We start from the raw sequence: 14,860 nt of genomic DNA, 5'->3' as shown, positions 1-14,860 counted from the left end.
CCGACATCCGCACCGGCCTTGCCTGGATCTTGATCGGATCGCAGCGTGGACACCACCCCCTGCACCACCCCTTGCCCAGGAACACGTACGGGGAGGTGGTTCGGTTCCCGGGCTCGTCGCGTGGGTGGAGGCCCTAGGCGTCGTAGTACGTCCGCAGCCTCTCCTGTGCCCCCTCCCTCGTGCCGACGTGGTCGAGGCCCAGCAGCGCGGCGCCCAGGACCGGGCTGGCCGTCACCACCCGCGGGACGGCCTTCGGTGCGCGGCCGGCCAGCAAGTGCTCGATGTGGTCATTGAGTTGGGCATGCCGGGCCGCCAGGACGCCGCCGCCCAGGAGGACCGGGGTCTCCTCGGACAGGAGATCCAGGCGGGTCAGGGCGACCACGGCCATGGCGACCACCTCCTCGGCCTGGCGCTCCACGATCGTCCGGGCGATCGCGTCACCGCCGGCGGCCGTGGCGAAGAGGACCGGGGCCAGTTCGTGGCGCCGGAGCGTCGGGATGTGCTCCAGGTGCAGCGCCTCGACGAGGGCGTACATGGAGGGCAGGCCGAAGTGGGCGGGGAGGGTGTGGGACAGGGCGGTGGGGGCGCCGCGGCCGTCCTCCGCCCGGGAGGCGTGCCAGAGGGCCTCCTCGGACAGGCCCCAGCCGCCGCCCCAGTCGCCCGAGACCCTGCCGAGTGCCGGGAAGCGGGCCGTGCGGCCGTCGGGGCGCATCCCCACGCAGTTGATGCCCGCGCCGCAGACGACCGCCACGCCCCGGGGTTCGGTGGCACCGGCTCGCAGGATCGCGAAGGTGTCGTTGCGGACCGTCACCGTCGTGCCCCACGCGCGTGCCCGCAGCGCCGCCGCCAACCGCTCCTCCTCGACGGGGAAGTCGGCGTTCGCCAGGCACGCCGAGACGTGGGTGACGGAGGTGAGACCCGCGGTGGTGAGGGCCTGCGCCACCGTTTCGGCGAGGGCGTCCATCGCCGTGTCCACGCCCACGGCCGGCGGACGGAAGCCGCCTCCTCGTGCCGTGGCGAGCACGTCCCCGTCCGCCGTCACGATCGCGACGTCCGTCTTGCTGTTGCCCGCGTCGATGGCGAGGACACGTGCGGTCAGGCCCACGCGAGGTGCTCCCGGTTGTGTGCGATCAGCCGGTCGGTGAGCGTCTCGGCGTACGCGTACTGGCCGACGAGGGGGTGCGAGAGGAGGGCGCGGAAGACGCGGTCCCTGCCGCCGCGCAGGGCGGCCTGGAGGGCCAGTTCCTCGTAGGCCGTGACGTCGGCCATCAGGCCCGCGTAGAGCGGGTCCACGGACTGGACGGGGAGGGGGGACGCGCCCTTGGCCCCCACGGCCGCCTGGACCTCGATCACCGCGTCGTCGGGGAGGAACGGGAGCGTGCCCCGGTTGTAGGTGTTCACCACCTGGTAGGGCGAGCCGCCGCCGCCCAGGAGGGCCGCGGCCAGGTCCACCGCCGCCTCCGAGTAGAAGGCACCGCCCCGCTGGGCCAGCAGCTCCGGTTTCTCGTCCAGGGCCGGGTCGGCGTACAGCGCGAGCAACCGGCGTTCCATCTCGGCCACTTCGGCCGCACGGGACGGTTTCGTCCGCAGTTCCCTGACGACCTCGTCGTGCGCGTAGTAGTAGCGCAGGTAGTAGGAGGGGATCACGCCCAGGGTGTCCAGCAGGGGGCGGGGCAGGCGGAGGTCGGCCGCGATCGTGTCGCCGTGGTCGCCCAGCAGTCTCGGCAGGACGTCCTCGCCCTCCGGGCCGCCGAGGCGTACCGCCGTCTCCCAGGTGAGGTGGTTGAGGCCCACGTGGTCCAGGTGGATCCCGGAAGGCTCCACGGACAGCAGGGCCGCGAACTTGCGCTGCAGGCCGATCGCCACGTTGCACAGGCCCACCGCCTTGTGGCCCGCCTGGAGCAGGGCGCGGGTCACGATGCCGACGGGATTCGTGAAGTCGATGATCCACGCCTGCGGGTTGGTGCGGCGTACGCGCTCCGCGATGTCCAGGACGACGGGGACCGTGCGCAGGGCCTTCGCGAGACCGCCGGCGCCGGTGGTCTCCTGGCCCACGCAGCCGCATTCCAGGGGCCAGGTCTCGTCCTGCTCGCGGGCCGCCTGGCCGCCCACGCGGAGTTGGAGGAGGACCGCGTCCGCGCCGTCCACCGCCTCGTCGAGATCGGTGGTGGTGGTGATACGGCCCGCGTGGTCCTGCCGGGTGAAGATGCGGCGGGCCAGGCCGCCCACCAGGTCGAGACGGTCCTGGGCGGGGTCCATCAGGACCAGGTCCTCGACGGGCAGGGTGTCCCTCAGGCGCGCGAAACCGTCCACGAGTTCGGGGGTGTAGGTCGAGCCTCCGCCGACCACGGTGAGTTTCATCTGTGTCTAACCCTTTACTCCGGTGAGCGTGACGCCCTCTACGAACGCCTTCTGCGCGAGGAAGAACACGAGGATCACGGGGGCCATGACCAGCACGGTGGCGGCCATGGTCAGGTTCCAGTCGGTGTGGTGGGCGCCCTTGAACGACTCCAGGCCGTAGGAGAGCGTCCAGGCGCCCGGGTTCTCCGAGGCGTAGATCTGGGGGCCGAAGTAGTCGTTCCACGCGTAGAAGAACTGGAAGAGGGCCACTGCGGCGATGCCTGGTCTGGCCATCGGCAGAACGACCTTCAGGAGCGTGCGCAGATCGCCGCAGCCGTCCACCTTGGCCGCGTCCACGTACTCGTCGGGGATCGTGGTGAGGAACTGGCGCAGCAGGAAGATCGAGAACGCGTCGCCGAACGCCATGGGGATGATCAGCGGCCAGAGCGTGCCGGACAGGTCCAGCTGCTTCGCCCAGAACAGGTACATCGGGATGATGATCACCTGCGGCGGCAGCATCATCATCGAGATGACCAGCATGAGGGCCGGATTGCGGCCGCGGAAGCGGAACTTGGCCAGGGCGTAGGCCACGGGGATCGAGGAGACGACCGTGAGGACCGTGCCCAGACCCGCGTAGATCAGGGTGTTCTTCCACCAGGTGAGGAAGCCGGGGGTGTCGAAGACCTTGGCGTAGTTGCCCCACTCCCAGGTGTGCGGGATCAGGTCGCGGCTGAGCGCCTGGCTGTCGCTCATGAGGGAGGTGAGGAAGACGAAGACGAACGGGAGAGTGAAGAAGAGGGCCGCCGCGATGCCGAACGAGTGGATCGCGATCCACTCCAGCAGAGCCCTGCGGTGGGCCGTGCGTTCCGCCGGTGACGGGGGTGTCTTCAGCTCCAGGGGTTCGTCGAGTATCCGCGTCATCGTTCACCTGCCTGGATCAGGCCGCCCCTGCGGCGCATCAGGAGTGCGGTGAAGGCCATGGAGAAGGCGAACAGGACCAGGGCGACCACGCAGGCCGAGCCGTAGTCGAAGCGCTGGAAGCCCAGGTTGTAGACGAGTTGGGGGAGGGTGAGGGTGGACTTGTCGGGGTAGCCGGGCTCGAACAACGTGCCCGCGCCCTGGATCACGCCCGAGGCGACCTTCCCGGCGATCAGAGGCTGGGTGTAGTACTGCATCGTCTGGATCACGCCGGTGACGACCGCGAACATGACGATCGGCGAGATGTTCGGGAGCGTCACGTAGCGGAAGCGCTGCCAGGGGCTCGTGCCGTCCAGTTCCGCTGCCTCGTACTGTTCCTTCGGCACGTCGAGCAGGGCGGCCATGAAGATGACCATCAGGTCGCCGACGCCCCAGAGGGCCAGGAGGGTCAGGGCCGGCTTCGACCAGGTGGGGTCGTTGAACCAGCCGGGGGCGGGCAGCCCGGTCGTCTCCAGGACCGAGTTGACCGGGCCCGTACCGGGGTTCAGGAGGAAGGCGAAGGCCATCGTGGCCGCCACGGGCGGGGCGAGGTAGGGCAGGTAGAAGAGGGTGCGGAAGACACCCGTGGCCGTCTTGATCTTGGTGATCAGCAGGCCCACGCCCAGGCCGAAGGCGACCCGGAGCGTGACCATGACGACGACCAGCCACAGGGTGTTGCGCAGGGCGGGCCAGAAGAGGGGGTAGTGCTCGAAGACGTACGTCCAGTTCTTCGTACCGCTCCACACCGGTGGCTTGAAGCCGTCGTACCGCATGAAGGAGAAGTAGACGGTGGAGAGCAGGGGATAGGCGAAGAAGACCGTGAAGCCGATCAGCCAGGGGGACAGGAACGCCAGGGTGCGCAGGGTCGAACGGCGGTGTTTCGCCCGCAACGTAGAGGTACTCATGGCCTACTTCGCCTGTGCGATGTCCGTGTCGATCTGCGCGGCCGTCTTCTTCAGTCCGGCCTTGAGATCGGTGGCCTTGCCGCTTTCGTAGTCGTAGCCGAACTCCTGGATCGTGGTGAGGTAGACACCGCCGTTGATCGAGGCGGGAGCCGTGGTGGAGTCCGGGTTCGCGGCGATCTCCAGGAACGTCTTGAAGCGCGGGTCGTACGTCAGCTTCGGGGACTTCAGAGCCGCCAGCGTCGAGGGCACGTTGTGGATGGCGTTGGAGAAGTCCACCACCGCGTCCGTGTCCGTGGTCATGTACTTCACCAGTTCCCAGGCCGCGTTCTGCTTCTTGCTGGTCGCGGCGATACCGGCGATGGTGCCGGTGATGTAGCCCTTGCCGTACTGGTCGGCCTGGTCGTCGGGGACGGGCAGCGGGGCCACGCCGATGTCGAACTTCGGCTTGGCGTCCAGGGCCATGCCCAGGCGCCACTCGCCGTCGAGCTGCATGGCGACCTGGCCGGTGTGGAAGGGGTGCTTGGGGCCCCACTCGTCGCCGAGCCCGGAGCGGTAGGTCTCCAGCTTGCGGTAGCCGCCGAGTTCGTCGACCAGCTTCTTCTGGACCGTGAAGGCCTTCGCGAAGGCCGGGTCCTTGCCGACGTTCGACTTGCCGTCCTTGTCGAAGTACGTGGGGGAGAACTGGCCGAGGTAGTGCTCGGTGGTGGTCTCCCAGCCGTGGTAGTTCGGCATGAAGCCGAGCTGCTTGTACGTGTCACCCTGGGGGATCGTCAGCTTCTTGGCGACCCGCTCGAACTCCGACCAGGTCTTCGGCGGGGCGGCGACACCGGCCTTCTCGAACGCCGTCTTGTTGTAGTAGAGGCCGTAGGCGTCGCCCAGGAGCGGCACCGCGCAGCGGTTTCCGTCGAACTGGGTGTACTCGTTCATCGCCTTCGGGAAGGTCTGCCGCGGGTCGATGCCCGACTTCTCGAAGAACGGGTTGAGATTCACCAGGGCGCCCGAGGAGCAGAACCTCCCGACGCTGTTCGTGGTGAACGACGAGATCACGTCCGGGGCCTTGCTGCCGCCGGTGCGCAGGGCCTGGTTCATCTTGTCGTCCGTCATGTTGCCGACGACGTCGACGTGGATGTTGGGGTGCTCCTTCTCGAATCCGGTGACCAGGTCCTTGACGGCCTTGACCTCCGACGGCGCGCTCCAGGCGTGCCAGAAGTTGATCGTCGTCTCCTTGGACGCGTCGTCGCTCGCACCGGCGTCCGGCCGGCCGGTGCACGCGGTGGCGAGGAGGGCGAGGGAGGCGGAGGCGGCGAGCGCGAGCGTCGCTTTTCTGGATGTTCCGGGCATGACAGAGCTCCCTGAGGCACGGGGGAAGGAAGGAGGGACTACCGGGGGAGGGGGGTGGATCAGCGGGAGGTGTCGAAGACCTCGTCGCGTGTGGTGGCGAGCGCGCTCTCCAGCGCTCCGCGCAGCACGGGGTGTTCACGGACGTCGCCCACGACCAGACGCGGGCGGGACGCGGCCAGCTCTTCCAGTTCGGCCTGGACGAGGGCGCGCAGCGGCTCGCCGCCCGAGGTGAGGGACGCGCCGCTCAGCACGACGAGCTCGGGGTCGAGGACCGAGACCAGCGAGGCCAGACCGGTGGCCAGCCGGGTCGCGAAGGTCTGGAGGAGGTGCCGGTGGGCCTCGTCGCCGGACTGTGCCGCCCTGGCCACCAGTTCGGCGGCGGCCTCGGCGTACGGGCCCGGCGGGACGTCCTCGATGCCGAGCTCGCGGGCCAGGCGCGGGACGGCCTGGGAACCGGCCAGCTCCTGGTAGCCGCCGCTGTTGGCCTTGGTGACCTGGCGGACCAGGGGGGTGCCCGGCACCGGCAGGAAGCCGACCTCGCCGGCGCCGCCGGTCCAGCCGCGGTGCAGCCGGCCGCCGAGGACCAGGGCGGCGCCCAAGCCCTCCTGGTTCCACAGCAGCACGAAGTCCGCGTGGCCCCGGGCCGCGCCGAGGCGCTGCTCGGCGAGCGCGACCAGGTTGACGTCGTTCTCGTACTCGAACGGCATGGGCAGGGCGGCGGCGAGCTCGTCCAGCAGGGTGGGGGAGTGCCAGCCGGGGAGGTGGGAGGCGTAGCGCAGGCGGCCGGTGGTGGGGTCGAAGGCGCCGGGCGTGCCGATGACCAGGCGGTGGATGTCGTCCCGGGCGAGACCGGCCGCCTTCACCGCGCCGTCCAGGGCGTCGGTGACCTGCTGGGCGACCGGGGTGCCGGTGCGCCTGCCGGGGGTGGGCAGCTCGTGGCGGCCGATCGTGCGGCCGGTGATGTCGGCGACCGCGGCGAGGATCCGCTGGGGGGTGACGTCGAGTCCGGCGGCGTAACCGGCCGCCGGGTTCACCTCGTAGAGCTGGGCGCTCGGTCCGGGACGGCCTTCGGTGGTGCCGGTGGCCAGGACGAGCCCCGCCGCCTCCAGGCGGGCCAGGAGCTGGGAGGCGGTCGGCTTGGACAGGCCGGTGAGCTTGCCGATCCGGGTGCGGGACAGCGGTCCGTGCTCCAGCAGCAGGTCCAGGGCGGCCCGGTCGTTCATGGCGCGCAGGACGCGCGGGGTGCCCGGCGTGCCGGCGGTTCCTGCCATGCGTGTCCACACCTGCCCTTCGGCTGCTCAGCTTCTCAGTGATCAGGCGGGGAAGTCCACCGGACGGCCGTCGCCTCCGGATCACTGTTAGGAAAGTTTCCTATCGGTGGGAGGAAGGTAGGCCGGGCGCCGGGCGGGCGTCAATAGGCGACGGCCCGTCGGTATACGGACACGCGTGGAACCCCCACCGGGCATGCGGCCGAACGCCCATCGGACACGCGGCCGGACACGCGTCGGGGCATGCGAAGAGGGCGGCACCCGGCAGGACCGGATGCCGCCCTCTTCCGTGGGCCGGGACGCTACTTCGTGGTGCTCGTCGGGGCCGGCGGGGTGAGCGGGGAGGCCGCGGCCGACTGCGGGGACGACGCGTTCGCGTACACCGACGGGGCGGCCATTCCCGCCGTCGGGTCCGCGGGCTGCTCCTCGGCCGGGGCCGTGGCACCGCCGACGATCCGGATGTCCGCCGCGTCGAAGGCCCGCTTGACGCGCCAGCGCAGCTCGCGCTCCACGGTCAGGGACTTGCCGGGCATCGTCTTGGCCGTCACCCGCACGACCATGGAGTCCAGCAGCACGCTGTCCAGGCCGAGCACCTCGATGGGGCCCCACAGCAGCTCGTTCCAGGGCTCCTCGGCGCCCATCTTCTCGGCGACCTCGTCCAGGGTGGCCTTGACCTTGTCCAGGTCCTCGCCGGCGTGGACGGTGACGTCGACGTTGGCCGTGGCCCAGCCCTGGGAGAGGTTCCCGATCCGCTTGACCTCGCCGTTGCGGACGTACCAGATCTCGCCGCCGTCACCGCGCAGCTTGGTCACGCGCAGGCCCACCTCGATGACCTCGCCGGAGGCGACGCCCGCGTCGATCGTGTCGCCCACGCCGTACTGGTCCTCCAGGATCATGAAGACACCGGAGAGGAAGTCGGTGACCAGGTTCCGGGCGCCGAAACCGATCGCCACACCGGCGACACCGGCGGAGGCCAGCAGCGGGGCGAGGTTGATGTTGAACGCGGACAGGATCATCAGGGCAGCGGTGCCCACGATCAGGAAGCTCGCCACCGAGCGCAGCACCGAGCCGATCGCCTGGGAGCGCTGACGGCGGCGTTCCAGGTTGACCAGCAGGCCGCCCAGGGAGGTGCCGTCCACCGTCTGCTCGGTGCGGCTCATCCGGTCGATGAGCTTGGTGATCGCCCGGCGCACCGCGACGCGCAGCACCACCGCTATCACCACGATCAGCAGGACCTGCAGACCGATCGCGAGCCACGTCGACCAGTTCTGCTCGACCCAGCCGGCGGCGTTCGTGGCGCTCTCCTGGGCGTCCTCGAGCGAAGGCACTCTCGGGGACTGCGTCTCCGAGGGGGTCGGCGACGGTGACGGGTCGGCGGCCATCAGGACGGCGTCCGCAAGGGACAAGGACACGGCAGGTACCTCCAGGTGCAGCGGTCTGCCCCGGCGCGGTGGTTCAAGGGGGTCAAGGTCACGACTGGGTCACCGAAGGGGCAGAACCACCACACTAACGGGGCATTGTGTGTGCTCCCGCGGGATGTGTGAAGGAGAGACCGTGCTCACCTGGGCTTGAACCGGCCATGATCCTGGGGATGAATGAGATGTGGTCGAAAACACTCCCAGCCCGTTACGGGGACATGGTGGCGCGTCCACCAGGCATGAGGGGAGACTGGCTACGAATCGTCCCGGCGCGAGCCACGCGCCGCCGGCGTCCAAGGAGGCATCCGTGCCGCATGTCCTGGTCCTCAACGCGTCGTACGAGCCGCTAGGCGTCGTACCGCTCCGCCGCGCGCTCGTCCTCGTCCTGGAGAACAAGGCCGTATGCCTCGAGGAGTCCGGCGCCTATCTGCACAGCGCGACCGTCACAGTCCCCGCACCCAGCGTGGTCCGGCTCAAGCGGTTCGTCCGGGTTCCCTATCGGGGGCCCGTTCCACTGACCCGCCGGGCGCTGTTCGCCCGTGACGGGGGCCGGTGCATGTACTGCGGTGGCGTCGCAACCAGCGTCGACCACGTCATCCCGCGCAGCCGCGGGGGCAAGCACGTCTGGGACAACGTGGTGGCGTCCTGCCGCCGCTGCAACCATGTGAAGGCCGACCGCCACCTCTTCGAGATCGGCTGGCGGCTCCGTCACAAACCCGCCCCGCCGTCCGGCCTGGCCTGGCGCATCATCGGGACCGGCCACAGGGATCCGCGCTGGCTGCCGTACTTGCAGCCGTACGGCGCGGAGGACGCCATGGCCCGGATCGACGGCATTTCCGCCTGACGACGATCCGGGCCTTCGTGTTGCCGCGTGCGGCGCGCCGACCGGCCCGGGGAACCCCCGTTCCCCCGGGCCGGTCCGTCATGGGCGGGAGCGGCTACGCGTAGCGCAGTTCCCCCGGGTGCACCGATCGGCGCAGCAGGGGCAGCGCGGTGGCCGCGGCCAGCAGGCAGGCGGCGTAGACGGCGAGGGGCACCAGGAGCGCCGCCCAGGGGACCGGTCGGCCGCCGCCGTCGGCGAGCGAGGCGTACAGCGTGCCGACGGCCATGCCCCCTGTGCCCGCGAGCAGCACCGCAGGCGCCAGCGGCAGCGCGCTCTCCAGCAGCAGGGCCCGGCCCAGCACCGCGTGCGGCACCCCCGCCGCGGCCTGCGCGGCCAGGCCCCGGCGACGGGTGGCCAGGGCCTCGGCGGTGCCGACGGCGAGACCGGACACGGTGATCGCGAAGGCGACGGCGATGGCGGTGCCGGTGAGGTCGAATCCGGTGATGTAGTAGTCCGGGCTCTCGGCGAGGTGCCTGCCGGAGCGCATTCGCGCGAGGAACGCCCCTCGGACACCGAGGAAACCGGTCCCGACGATCGTCACCAGCAGAACCGCCGCGTGCGTACGGGCAGCCGCCCAGGGGTCCTCGCGCAGCCGTTCCGCCGCGATCAGGACCGCCGCCGACCGGGCCCGGGCCGCCAGGACCCGTCCGGTGACCATGGCCATGGCCCCGGAGAGCCACACCGCGCCCGCGCCGGTCGCGAGGGCCACGCCCACCATCGCCAGCGGCATCCCGGCGTTCGGCCGGTTGGTGCCGGCCGAGGACGTGTGGAGGACGGCGAGCAGCGCCACCATCCCGACCAGCAACACTCCGGCCAGGAACAGCAGCCCCGGCCCCCGCCCGGTGCGCGGCGCGACCCTGCGGACCCAGCCGAGGGGCGAGGCCACCACCCGGCGCAGCGCCAGCGCGCCCGCCGCCGCGCCCAGCAGCGGTACGGCGACGGCGACCAGGACGATCCCCGCCCAGGTGAGGGCCGTGGGCCGGGCCCACAGGCGCAGGAGGAGCAGCACGGCGAAGACGGTGGCGACCGCCGAGCCCAGCAGACAGGCCAGCCCGGTCTCCAGCGCGGCGATCCGCCGCACCTGCCAGGGCGTCGCCCCGGCCAGCCGCAGGCCGGCCAGCCGCCGGTCGCGGTGCACCGCCCCGATCCGGGCGCACTGGCCGAGGAACCCCAGGACCGGCAGGAGCAGGAGCAGGAGCGTGACGATCACACCGGCCCGCGTGCCGGGCTCGTCCAGCAGCCCGGCGGCGACGGGCACGTGATATTGGCCGCGCAGTGATGCCAGTGCGACGGCGGCCAGGGCGAACCCGGTCGCGAGCGTCGCGCCCGTCGCCGTGAGGGTCACCCGCCACCACTCGCCGCGGTCGGAGCGCCGAGTGAGGTCCCAGGCGAGGCGCAGATCGGTCCGGAGTGACGTCACGCCGTCACCCCCAGCGCGGCCACGGCCCCGTCCCGCAGCTGGACCTCGCGGTCCGCGTACGCCGCCACCTGGGCGTCGTGCGTGATCAGGAGGACGGCGGTGCCCGACTCGCGGGCGGTGTGGACCAGGGCCGTCATGACCTGCTCTGCCGCCAGCGAGTCCAGGGCGCCGGTCGGCTCGTCGGCGAAGACCACGCGCGGGCCGGTGACCAGGGCCCGGGCCAGCGCGGCCCGTTGCGCCTGGCCGCCGCTCAGCTCGCCCGGCCGCAGATCCTCCTGGCCCCGCACCCCGAACCGCTCCAGCCACTCACCGGCCCGGGCCCGGGCCTCGGCCCGGCCGGTGCCCGCCAGCAGCAGGGGCAGGGCGACGTTGTCCAGGACCGTCAGCTCGGGGATGAGCTGCCCGAACTGGAACACCACGCCGAACTCGGTTCGCCGCAGCTCGCTGAGCCGCTTCTCGGGCAGGTCCTCCAGCCGCGCGCCGTCGTACGTCACCGAGCCGGAGTCGGGGCGGACGATGCCGGCCAGGCAGTGCAGCAGCGTCGACTTGCCGCTGCCGCTCGCGCCGGTCACGGCCAGGATCTCGCCGGCGTGCAGGGTGACCGAGGCACCGCGCAGGGCGGGGGTCCGGCCGTGCGCCTTGGTGAGACCACCGGCCGTGAGAAGGGGCACGGGTCTGCTCATGCTGCGTCGACCTCCGCGGTCAGAGTGGTGAGCCGGGCCGCCGTGGTGTTCATCCAGCGGAGATCGGCGTCGAGGTGGTTGAGGGCGTAGTCCGCCGAGAGGACGGTCGCGAGGTCCGCCCCCTTGGCGGCCTTCACCGCCGTGAGCTCCCGCATCCGCTCCATGTGCGCGGCGCGCTGGGCGCTCAGGTACCCGGCCGGGTCGCCGCCCGAGAGGATCGCGACCACGACCTTGGCGAAGATCTCGTTCGCCACGAAGGGCGCGGGCGGCGCGATCTCCCCGGCCCACCGGGCCAGTTCGCGTGTCCCCTGGTCCGTCGTCCGGTACGTCGTGCGTTCCGGGCCGCCGTCCGAGTCGGTGCCGTCGACCTCGGCGAGGCCGTCCCGCACGAGGCGCTGGAGGGTCGTGTAGACCTGCCCGTAGGCCAGCGGGCGGGCCTGCGGGAAGCGTTCGTCGTGGCGTCGCTTGAGGTCGTAGCCATGGCTCGGACCCGAGGCGAGCAGGCCCAGCAGGATGTGGCGGGTGCTCATGCCGATCATTATGCACTGAGTACATGTACTGAGTGAATAGTGAACGGCGAAGCAGTCTCGTCACCGAAGTCCGGCGGTCCTCAGTCCGTGACGGCGTACGCCTCCACCGACCACAGCGAATACCCGTACGGAGTCGCCCGCTTGTCGCCCTGCACGCGCACGAAGCGCACGTCCCGCTCGTCCATGCGGACGTCCTCCCGGCCGCCCCCGCTGTCCCGGACGGCGGCGGCGTCACGCCAGCGGCGGCCGTCGGGGGAGACCTGGACGCGGTACGCCGAGGGGTGGGCGTCCTGCCAGTGCAGCGCGACCCGGCCGAGCCGCGCCGGACGGGCCAGCTCGACCTGCCACCAGGCGCCGTCGTCGACCGGGGAGGACCAGCGGGTGTCCGGGTCGCCGTCGTTGGCCGCCGACGCCGGGAAGTCGGGCGTCTCGTCGCCCGAGGACCGGGTGGTGCCGGTGCGGGCCAGGTCGGGGCCGCCGGTGGGCGGGACGGCGCGGACGGTGAGCGTGCGGTCCGCTCCCGCGAACCCCAGCCGGATGTCGTACGACCGCATCGGGGTGCCGTGCTCCACGGTCACCTCGACGGGGACCTCCACCGTCGTGCCGCGCCGCACGGTCAGCTCCGTCCTCGGCACCCGGACCCGGACGCCCTCGGGTGCCTCGGCGGTGAGCCTGCCGCGGGCGTCGGCGGGGCGCAGCGAGCTCAGCCGGGCCGTCAGCCGCTCCGTACGGCCGGTCTCGACGTCCGCGCGGTCGCGGGGCAGGCCGAGGGAGGTGGCGGGGGCGTCGGTGAACCAGGGGATGAGGTGGTGCACGCGGGAGGGGGCTGGGCCGGTGATCCGCAGGGCGTCGGCCCGCGCCGAGAGCCGCACCTCGGTCGCCCCGGACCGGTCCAGCCGGCCCGCCTCGCGCCAGCCCTGCCCCGGCACGCGCACCTCGACGCCGCCCTCGGTGCCCGGCTCGGTCAGGGCGGTCACGGCGGTCAGGGCCCGGGGCCGCGGGAAGCGCAGGGTGCGGCCGTCGCCGGGGTTGCGGGGCGGCTCGTGATGGATGCCCGACCAGGCCGCGTACGACTTCTGCGCCCGTTGCAGGAAGGGGTCCAGCACCTCCGTGCCGACCTCGACCGGCGCCGACTCCAGCCGGGCCCGCAGGACGCCGAGCCTGCGGTACGCCGTCCAGGCCGCCGCCGCGTCCCCGGCGCGCTGCGCGTCCAGCATGCCGAGCGCGGCCGTGCCCGCCTGCCCGTAGGTCGCCAGTTGCTCCGCCCAGGGAGCGACCTCGGAACCGAGGCCGGTTCCGGACAGCCGCCGGGGCAGCTCGCGCAGCACGGTGAAGGCCTCGCGCAGCCGCCGCGCGGCGTCGCCGCCGGTGCCGCCGGCCGTGCGGGACCTCCAGTACGCCTCGGCCAGCGGGCGCAGATACGCCGACTCCTCCTCGCCGAGCACCGACGACGCGTCGTTTCCGGCGAGCGCCGCCAGGGCCTGCTCGCGGCGCCGGTCCCCGCCCGCGAGGTCGGTGATCGCGGCGCGCCAGGACTCCCCGGGACGGTAGGCGCGCGGGTTCCAGGCGTAGTCGGCGGCGGTGAACAGCGGGATGCGGGACGCCTCCGGCTGCTGCATCGCGTTGGCGAGCAGGGCGGCCGAGCCGGTCGCCACGGCCGGCTCCCGGCCCCGGTAGGGGCCGAGGAAGATACGGCCGGGGTCGTAGTCGTTGACCGGGTAGTTGTCCATCGTGACCAGCGGATGCCGCAACGCCCCGCGTGCGTCGGCCAGTTCGCCGCCCGTGATGGTGCGGGGCACCACCCCGACCCCCGTCCACGCCACCTCGACGTCCGCGGTGAGGTCGCTCGCCAGCGCCCGCCGGTAGTCGGTCGTGCCGTCCTCGTAGTACTCGGTCGGCATCAGGGACAGGGCGGCGGCGCCGGGGTGCCGCCGCGCCAGGTGCCGGGCCACCGCGTTCGCCACCCGGGCCTGCGCCCGCGCGGCCGCCTCGGGACCGGAGCCGAACCGGTCGGGGTCCGCCCCGCAGTGCCACTCGCTGTAGCTGACGTCCTGGAACTGGAGCTGGAACGCCCTGAAGCCCAGCTCCCACATCGCGTCCAGCTTGCGCGTCAGCGCCCGCACATCGGCGTCGGAGGCGAAGCACATCGCCTGGCCCGGGGCCACCGCCCAGCCGAGCGAGACGTGGTTGCGCCGCGCCCGCTCGGCCAGCTCCCGGAACCGGGCCCGCTGCCCGGCCGGGTAGGGCTCACGCCAGCGGGCCTGCCGGTAGAGGTCGTCACCGGGGGCGTACAGGTAGCGGTTCTGCTTGGTGCGCCCCATGAAGTCGAGCTGCGCCAGCCGCTGCCGGTGCGTCCACGCGGTGCCGTAGAAGCCCTCGGTGATGCCGCGGACGGCGGTGCCGGGCCAGTCACGCACCACGACCGCCGCGATCGTGCCGTCGGGGCGCAGGAGCTGGCGCAGCGTCTGCACGGCGTGGAACAGGCCGTCCTCGCCGGTGCCGGTGAGGGAGATGCCGTCGCGGCCCACGGACAGTTCGTATCCCCCGGAGGGCAGGGCATGGCGGTCGCCCCGGCGCACGGGCTCGGTCCGCGTCCGTACGACCAGGGCGCCCGGCCCGGCCGTGTCCGTGATCCGACGGGCCCCGGCCCGCCGCAGCAGCTCGCGCAGGGCGTCGACGGCATGGGGGTCCCCCCGGTCCGAACGAGGCCGGGAGCCGGGGGGAGGGTCCGCCGGTGCGCCGGTGATCAGGGCGACGTCGCGCGGCACCGCGACCGGGGCGCCGTTCGCGCGCAGCGACTGCGGGCGCGGCCAGACGGAGAGGTCCCCTCCGGCGGTGTCGGGAGTCGCCGTCGCGGTCGTGCCCGGGGCCGGCGGAGCCGCCATCGCGGCGGGCGGGGCGACGAGGCTCCCGGCGACGACGGCGACCGCGAGGGCGGCGGTCCGCTTTCCACGCCGCAGTCCCACAGGTCCCCTCCAGATGTTCGACCGGGAGAACGAGCCCACCACCGTCCGGTGACCGTGTCAACGAGAGTGGCCGTTGTGGCGGAAATGCCGGAATCTGGAGTGTGTGGAGGGGAGCGGAATGTGAGCAGAAGCACGATGTTCGCCCTGGG

12 protein-coding genes are annotated in these 14,860 nt (G+C 72.3%); 1 reads left to right on the top strand and 11 read right to left on the bottom strand.

Annotated features, from left to right (window positions below; translation table 11 throughout):
* Nucleotides 1-133: 133 nt before the first annotated feature.
* The 7 genes from ACFY9E_RS10425 to ACFY9E_RS10395 all read right to left on the bottom strand — a co-directional run bounded on the left by ACFY9E_RS10425 (nt 134) and on the right by ACFY9E_RS10395 (nt 8,193).
* Nucleotides 134-1,105, bottom strand: a complete 972-nt coding sequence (locus ACFY9E_RS10425) for a BadF/BadG/BcrA/BcrD ATPase family protein (protein WP_390981327.1) — start codon at nt 1,103-1,105, stop codon at nt 134-136.
* A complete protein-coding gene (locus ACFY9E_RS10420; RefSeq protein WP_390981326.1) occupies nt 1,096-2,361 on the bottom strand; it encodes a 6-phospho-beta-glucosidase in 1,266 nt (421 codons plus the stop codon). The genes ACFY9E_RS10425 and ACFY9E_RS10420 overlap by 10 nt, the downstream gene beginning before the upstream one ends.
* Before the next feature lie 6 nt (nt 2,362-2,367).
* The gene (locus ACFY9E_RS10415; RefSeq protein ID WP_390981324.1) at nt 2,368-3,261 is read right to left on the bottom strand and encodes an ABC transporter permease subunit; all 894 of its coding nucleotides are present in this window, start codon (nt 3,259-3,261) and stop codon (nt 2,368-2,370) included.
* Nucleotides 3,258-4,202 carry an ABC transporter permease subunit gene (locus ACFY9E_RS10410; RefSeq protein ID WP_390981322.1) on the bottom strand — a complete coding sequence of 315 codons (945 nt, stop codon included), beginning with the start codon at nt 4,200-4,202 and terminating at the stop codon, nt 3,258-3,260. The genes ACFY9E_RS10415 and ACFY9E_RS10410 overlap by 4 nt, the downstream gene beginning before the upstream one ends.
* A 3-nt stretch (nt 4,203-4,205) precedes the next feature.
* On the bottom strand, nt 4,206-5,543 hold the full coding sequence (locus tag ACFY9E_RS10405; protein ID WP_390981320.1) for an extracellular solute-binding protein: 1,338 nt from the start codon (nt 5,541-5,543) through the stop codon (nt 4,206-4,208).
* Between the two features lie 59 nt (nt 5,544-5,602).
* Nucleotides 5,603-6,814, bottom strand: coding sequence for an ROK family protein (locus ACFY9E_RS10400; protein WP_390981318.1), 1,212 nt, complete (start codon nt 6,812-6,814; stop codon nt 5,603-5,605).
* 299 nt (nt 6,815-7,113) lie between these two features.
* The gene (locus ACFY9E_RS10395) at nt 7,114-8,193 is read right to left on the bottom strand and encodes a mechanosensitive ion channel domain-containing protein (protein WP_390982052.1); all 1,080 of its coding nucleotides are present in this window, start codon (nt 8,191-8,193) and stop codon (nt 7,114-7,116) included.
* Nucleotides 8,194-8,536: 343 nt separating this feature from the next.
* Between ACFY9E_RS10395 and ACFY9E_RS10390 the strand changes: the two genes are divergently transcribed.
* On the top strand, nt 8,537-9,073 hold the full coding sequence (locus tag ACFY9E_RS10390; RefSeq protein ID WP_033314199.1) for an HNH endonuclease: 537 nt from the start codon (nt 8,537-8,539) through the stop codon (nt 9,071-9,073).
* A gap of 94 nt (nt 9,074-9,167) precedes the next feature.
* Here ACFY9E_RS10390 and ACFY9E_RS10385 read toward each other — a convergent pair whose 3' ends face one another.
* The 4 genes from ACFY9E_RS10385 to ACFY9E_RS10370 all read right to left on the bottom strand — a co-directional run bounded on the left by ACFY9E_RS10385 (nt 9,168) and on the right by ACFY9E_RS10370 (nt 14,711).
* On the bottom strand, nt 9,168-10,532 hold the full coding sequence (locus ACFY9E_RS10385; protein WP_390981316.1) for an FtsX-like permease family protein: 1,365 nt from the start codon (nt 10,530-10,532) through the stop codon (nt 9,168-9,170).
* Nucleotides 10,529-11,215 carry an ATP-binding cassette domain-containing protein gene (locus ACFY9E_RS10380; protein WP_390981314.1) on the bottom strand — a complete coding sequence of 229 codons (687 nt, stop codon included), beginning with the start codon at nt 11,213-11,215 and terminating at the stop codon, nt 10,529-10,531. The genes ACFY9E_RS10385 and ACFY9E_RS10380 overlap by 4 nt, the downstream gene beginning before the upstream one ends.
* Nucleotides 11,212-11,745: a helix-turn-helix transcriptional regulator gene (locus tag ACFY9E_RS10375; RefSeq protein ID WP_390981312.1), complete on the bottom strand. Its 534-nt coding sequence runs from the start codon at nt 11,743-11,745 to the stop codon at nt 11,212-11,214. Before ACFY9E_RS10375 ends, ACFY9E_RS10380 begins: the two co-directional genes overlap by 4 nt.
* An 80-nt stretch (nt 11,746-11,825) precedes the next feature.
* On the bottom strand, nt 11,826-14,711 hold the full coding sequence (locus tag ACFY9E_RS10370; RefSeq protein WP_390981310.1) for a beta-N-acetylglucosaminidase domain-containing protein: 2,886 nt from the start codon (nt 14,709-14,711) through the stop codon (nt 11,826-11,828).
* Nucleotides 14,712-14,860: the final 149 nt, after the last annotated feature.

The organism is Streptomyces sp. NPDC012466 (assembly GCF_042955215.1).
Classification (GTDB): domain Bacteria; phylum Actinomycetota; class Actinomycetes; order Streptomycetales; family Streptomycetaceae; genus Streptomyces.
This window is presented reverse-complemented; position numbering and strand designations above follow the sequence as displayed.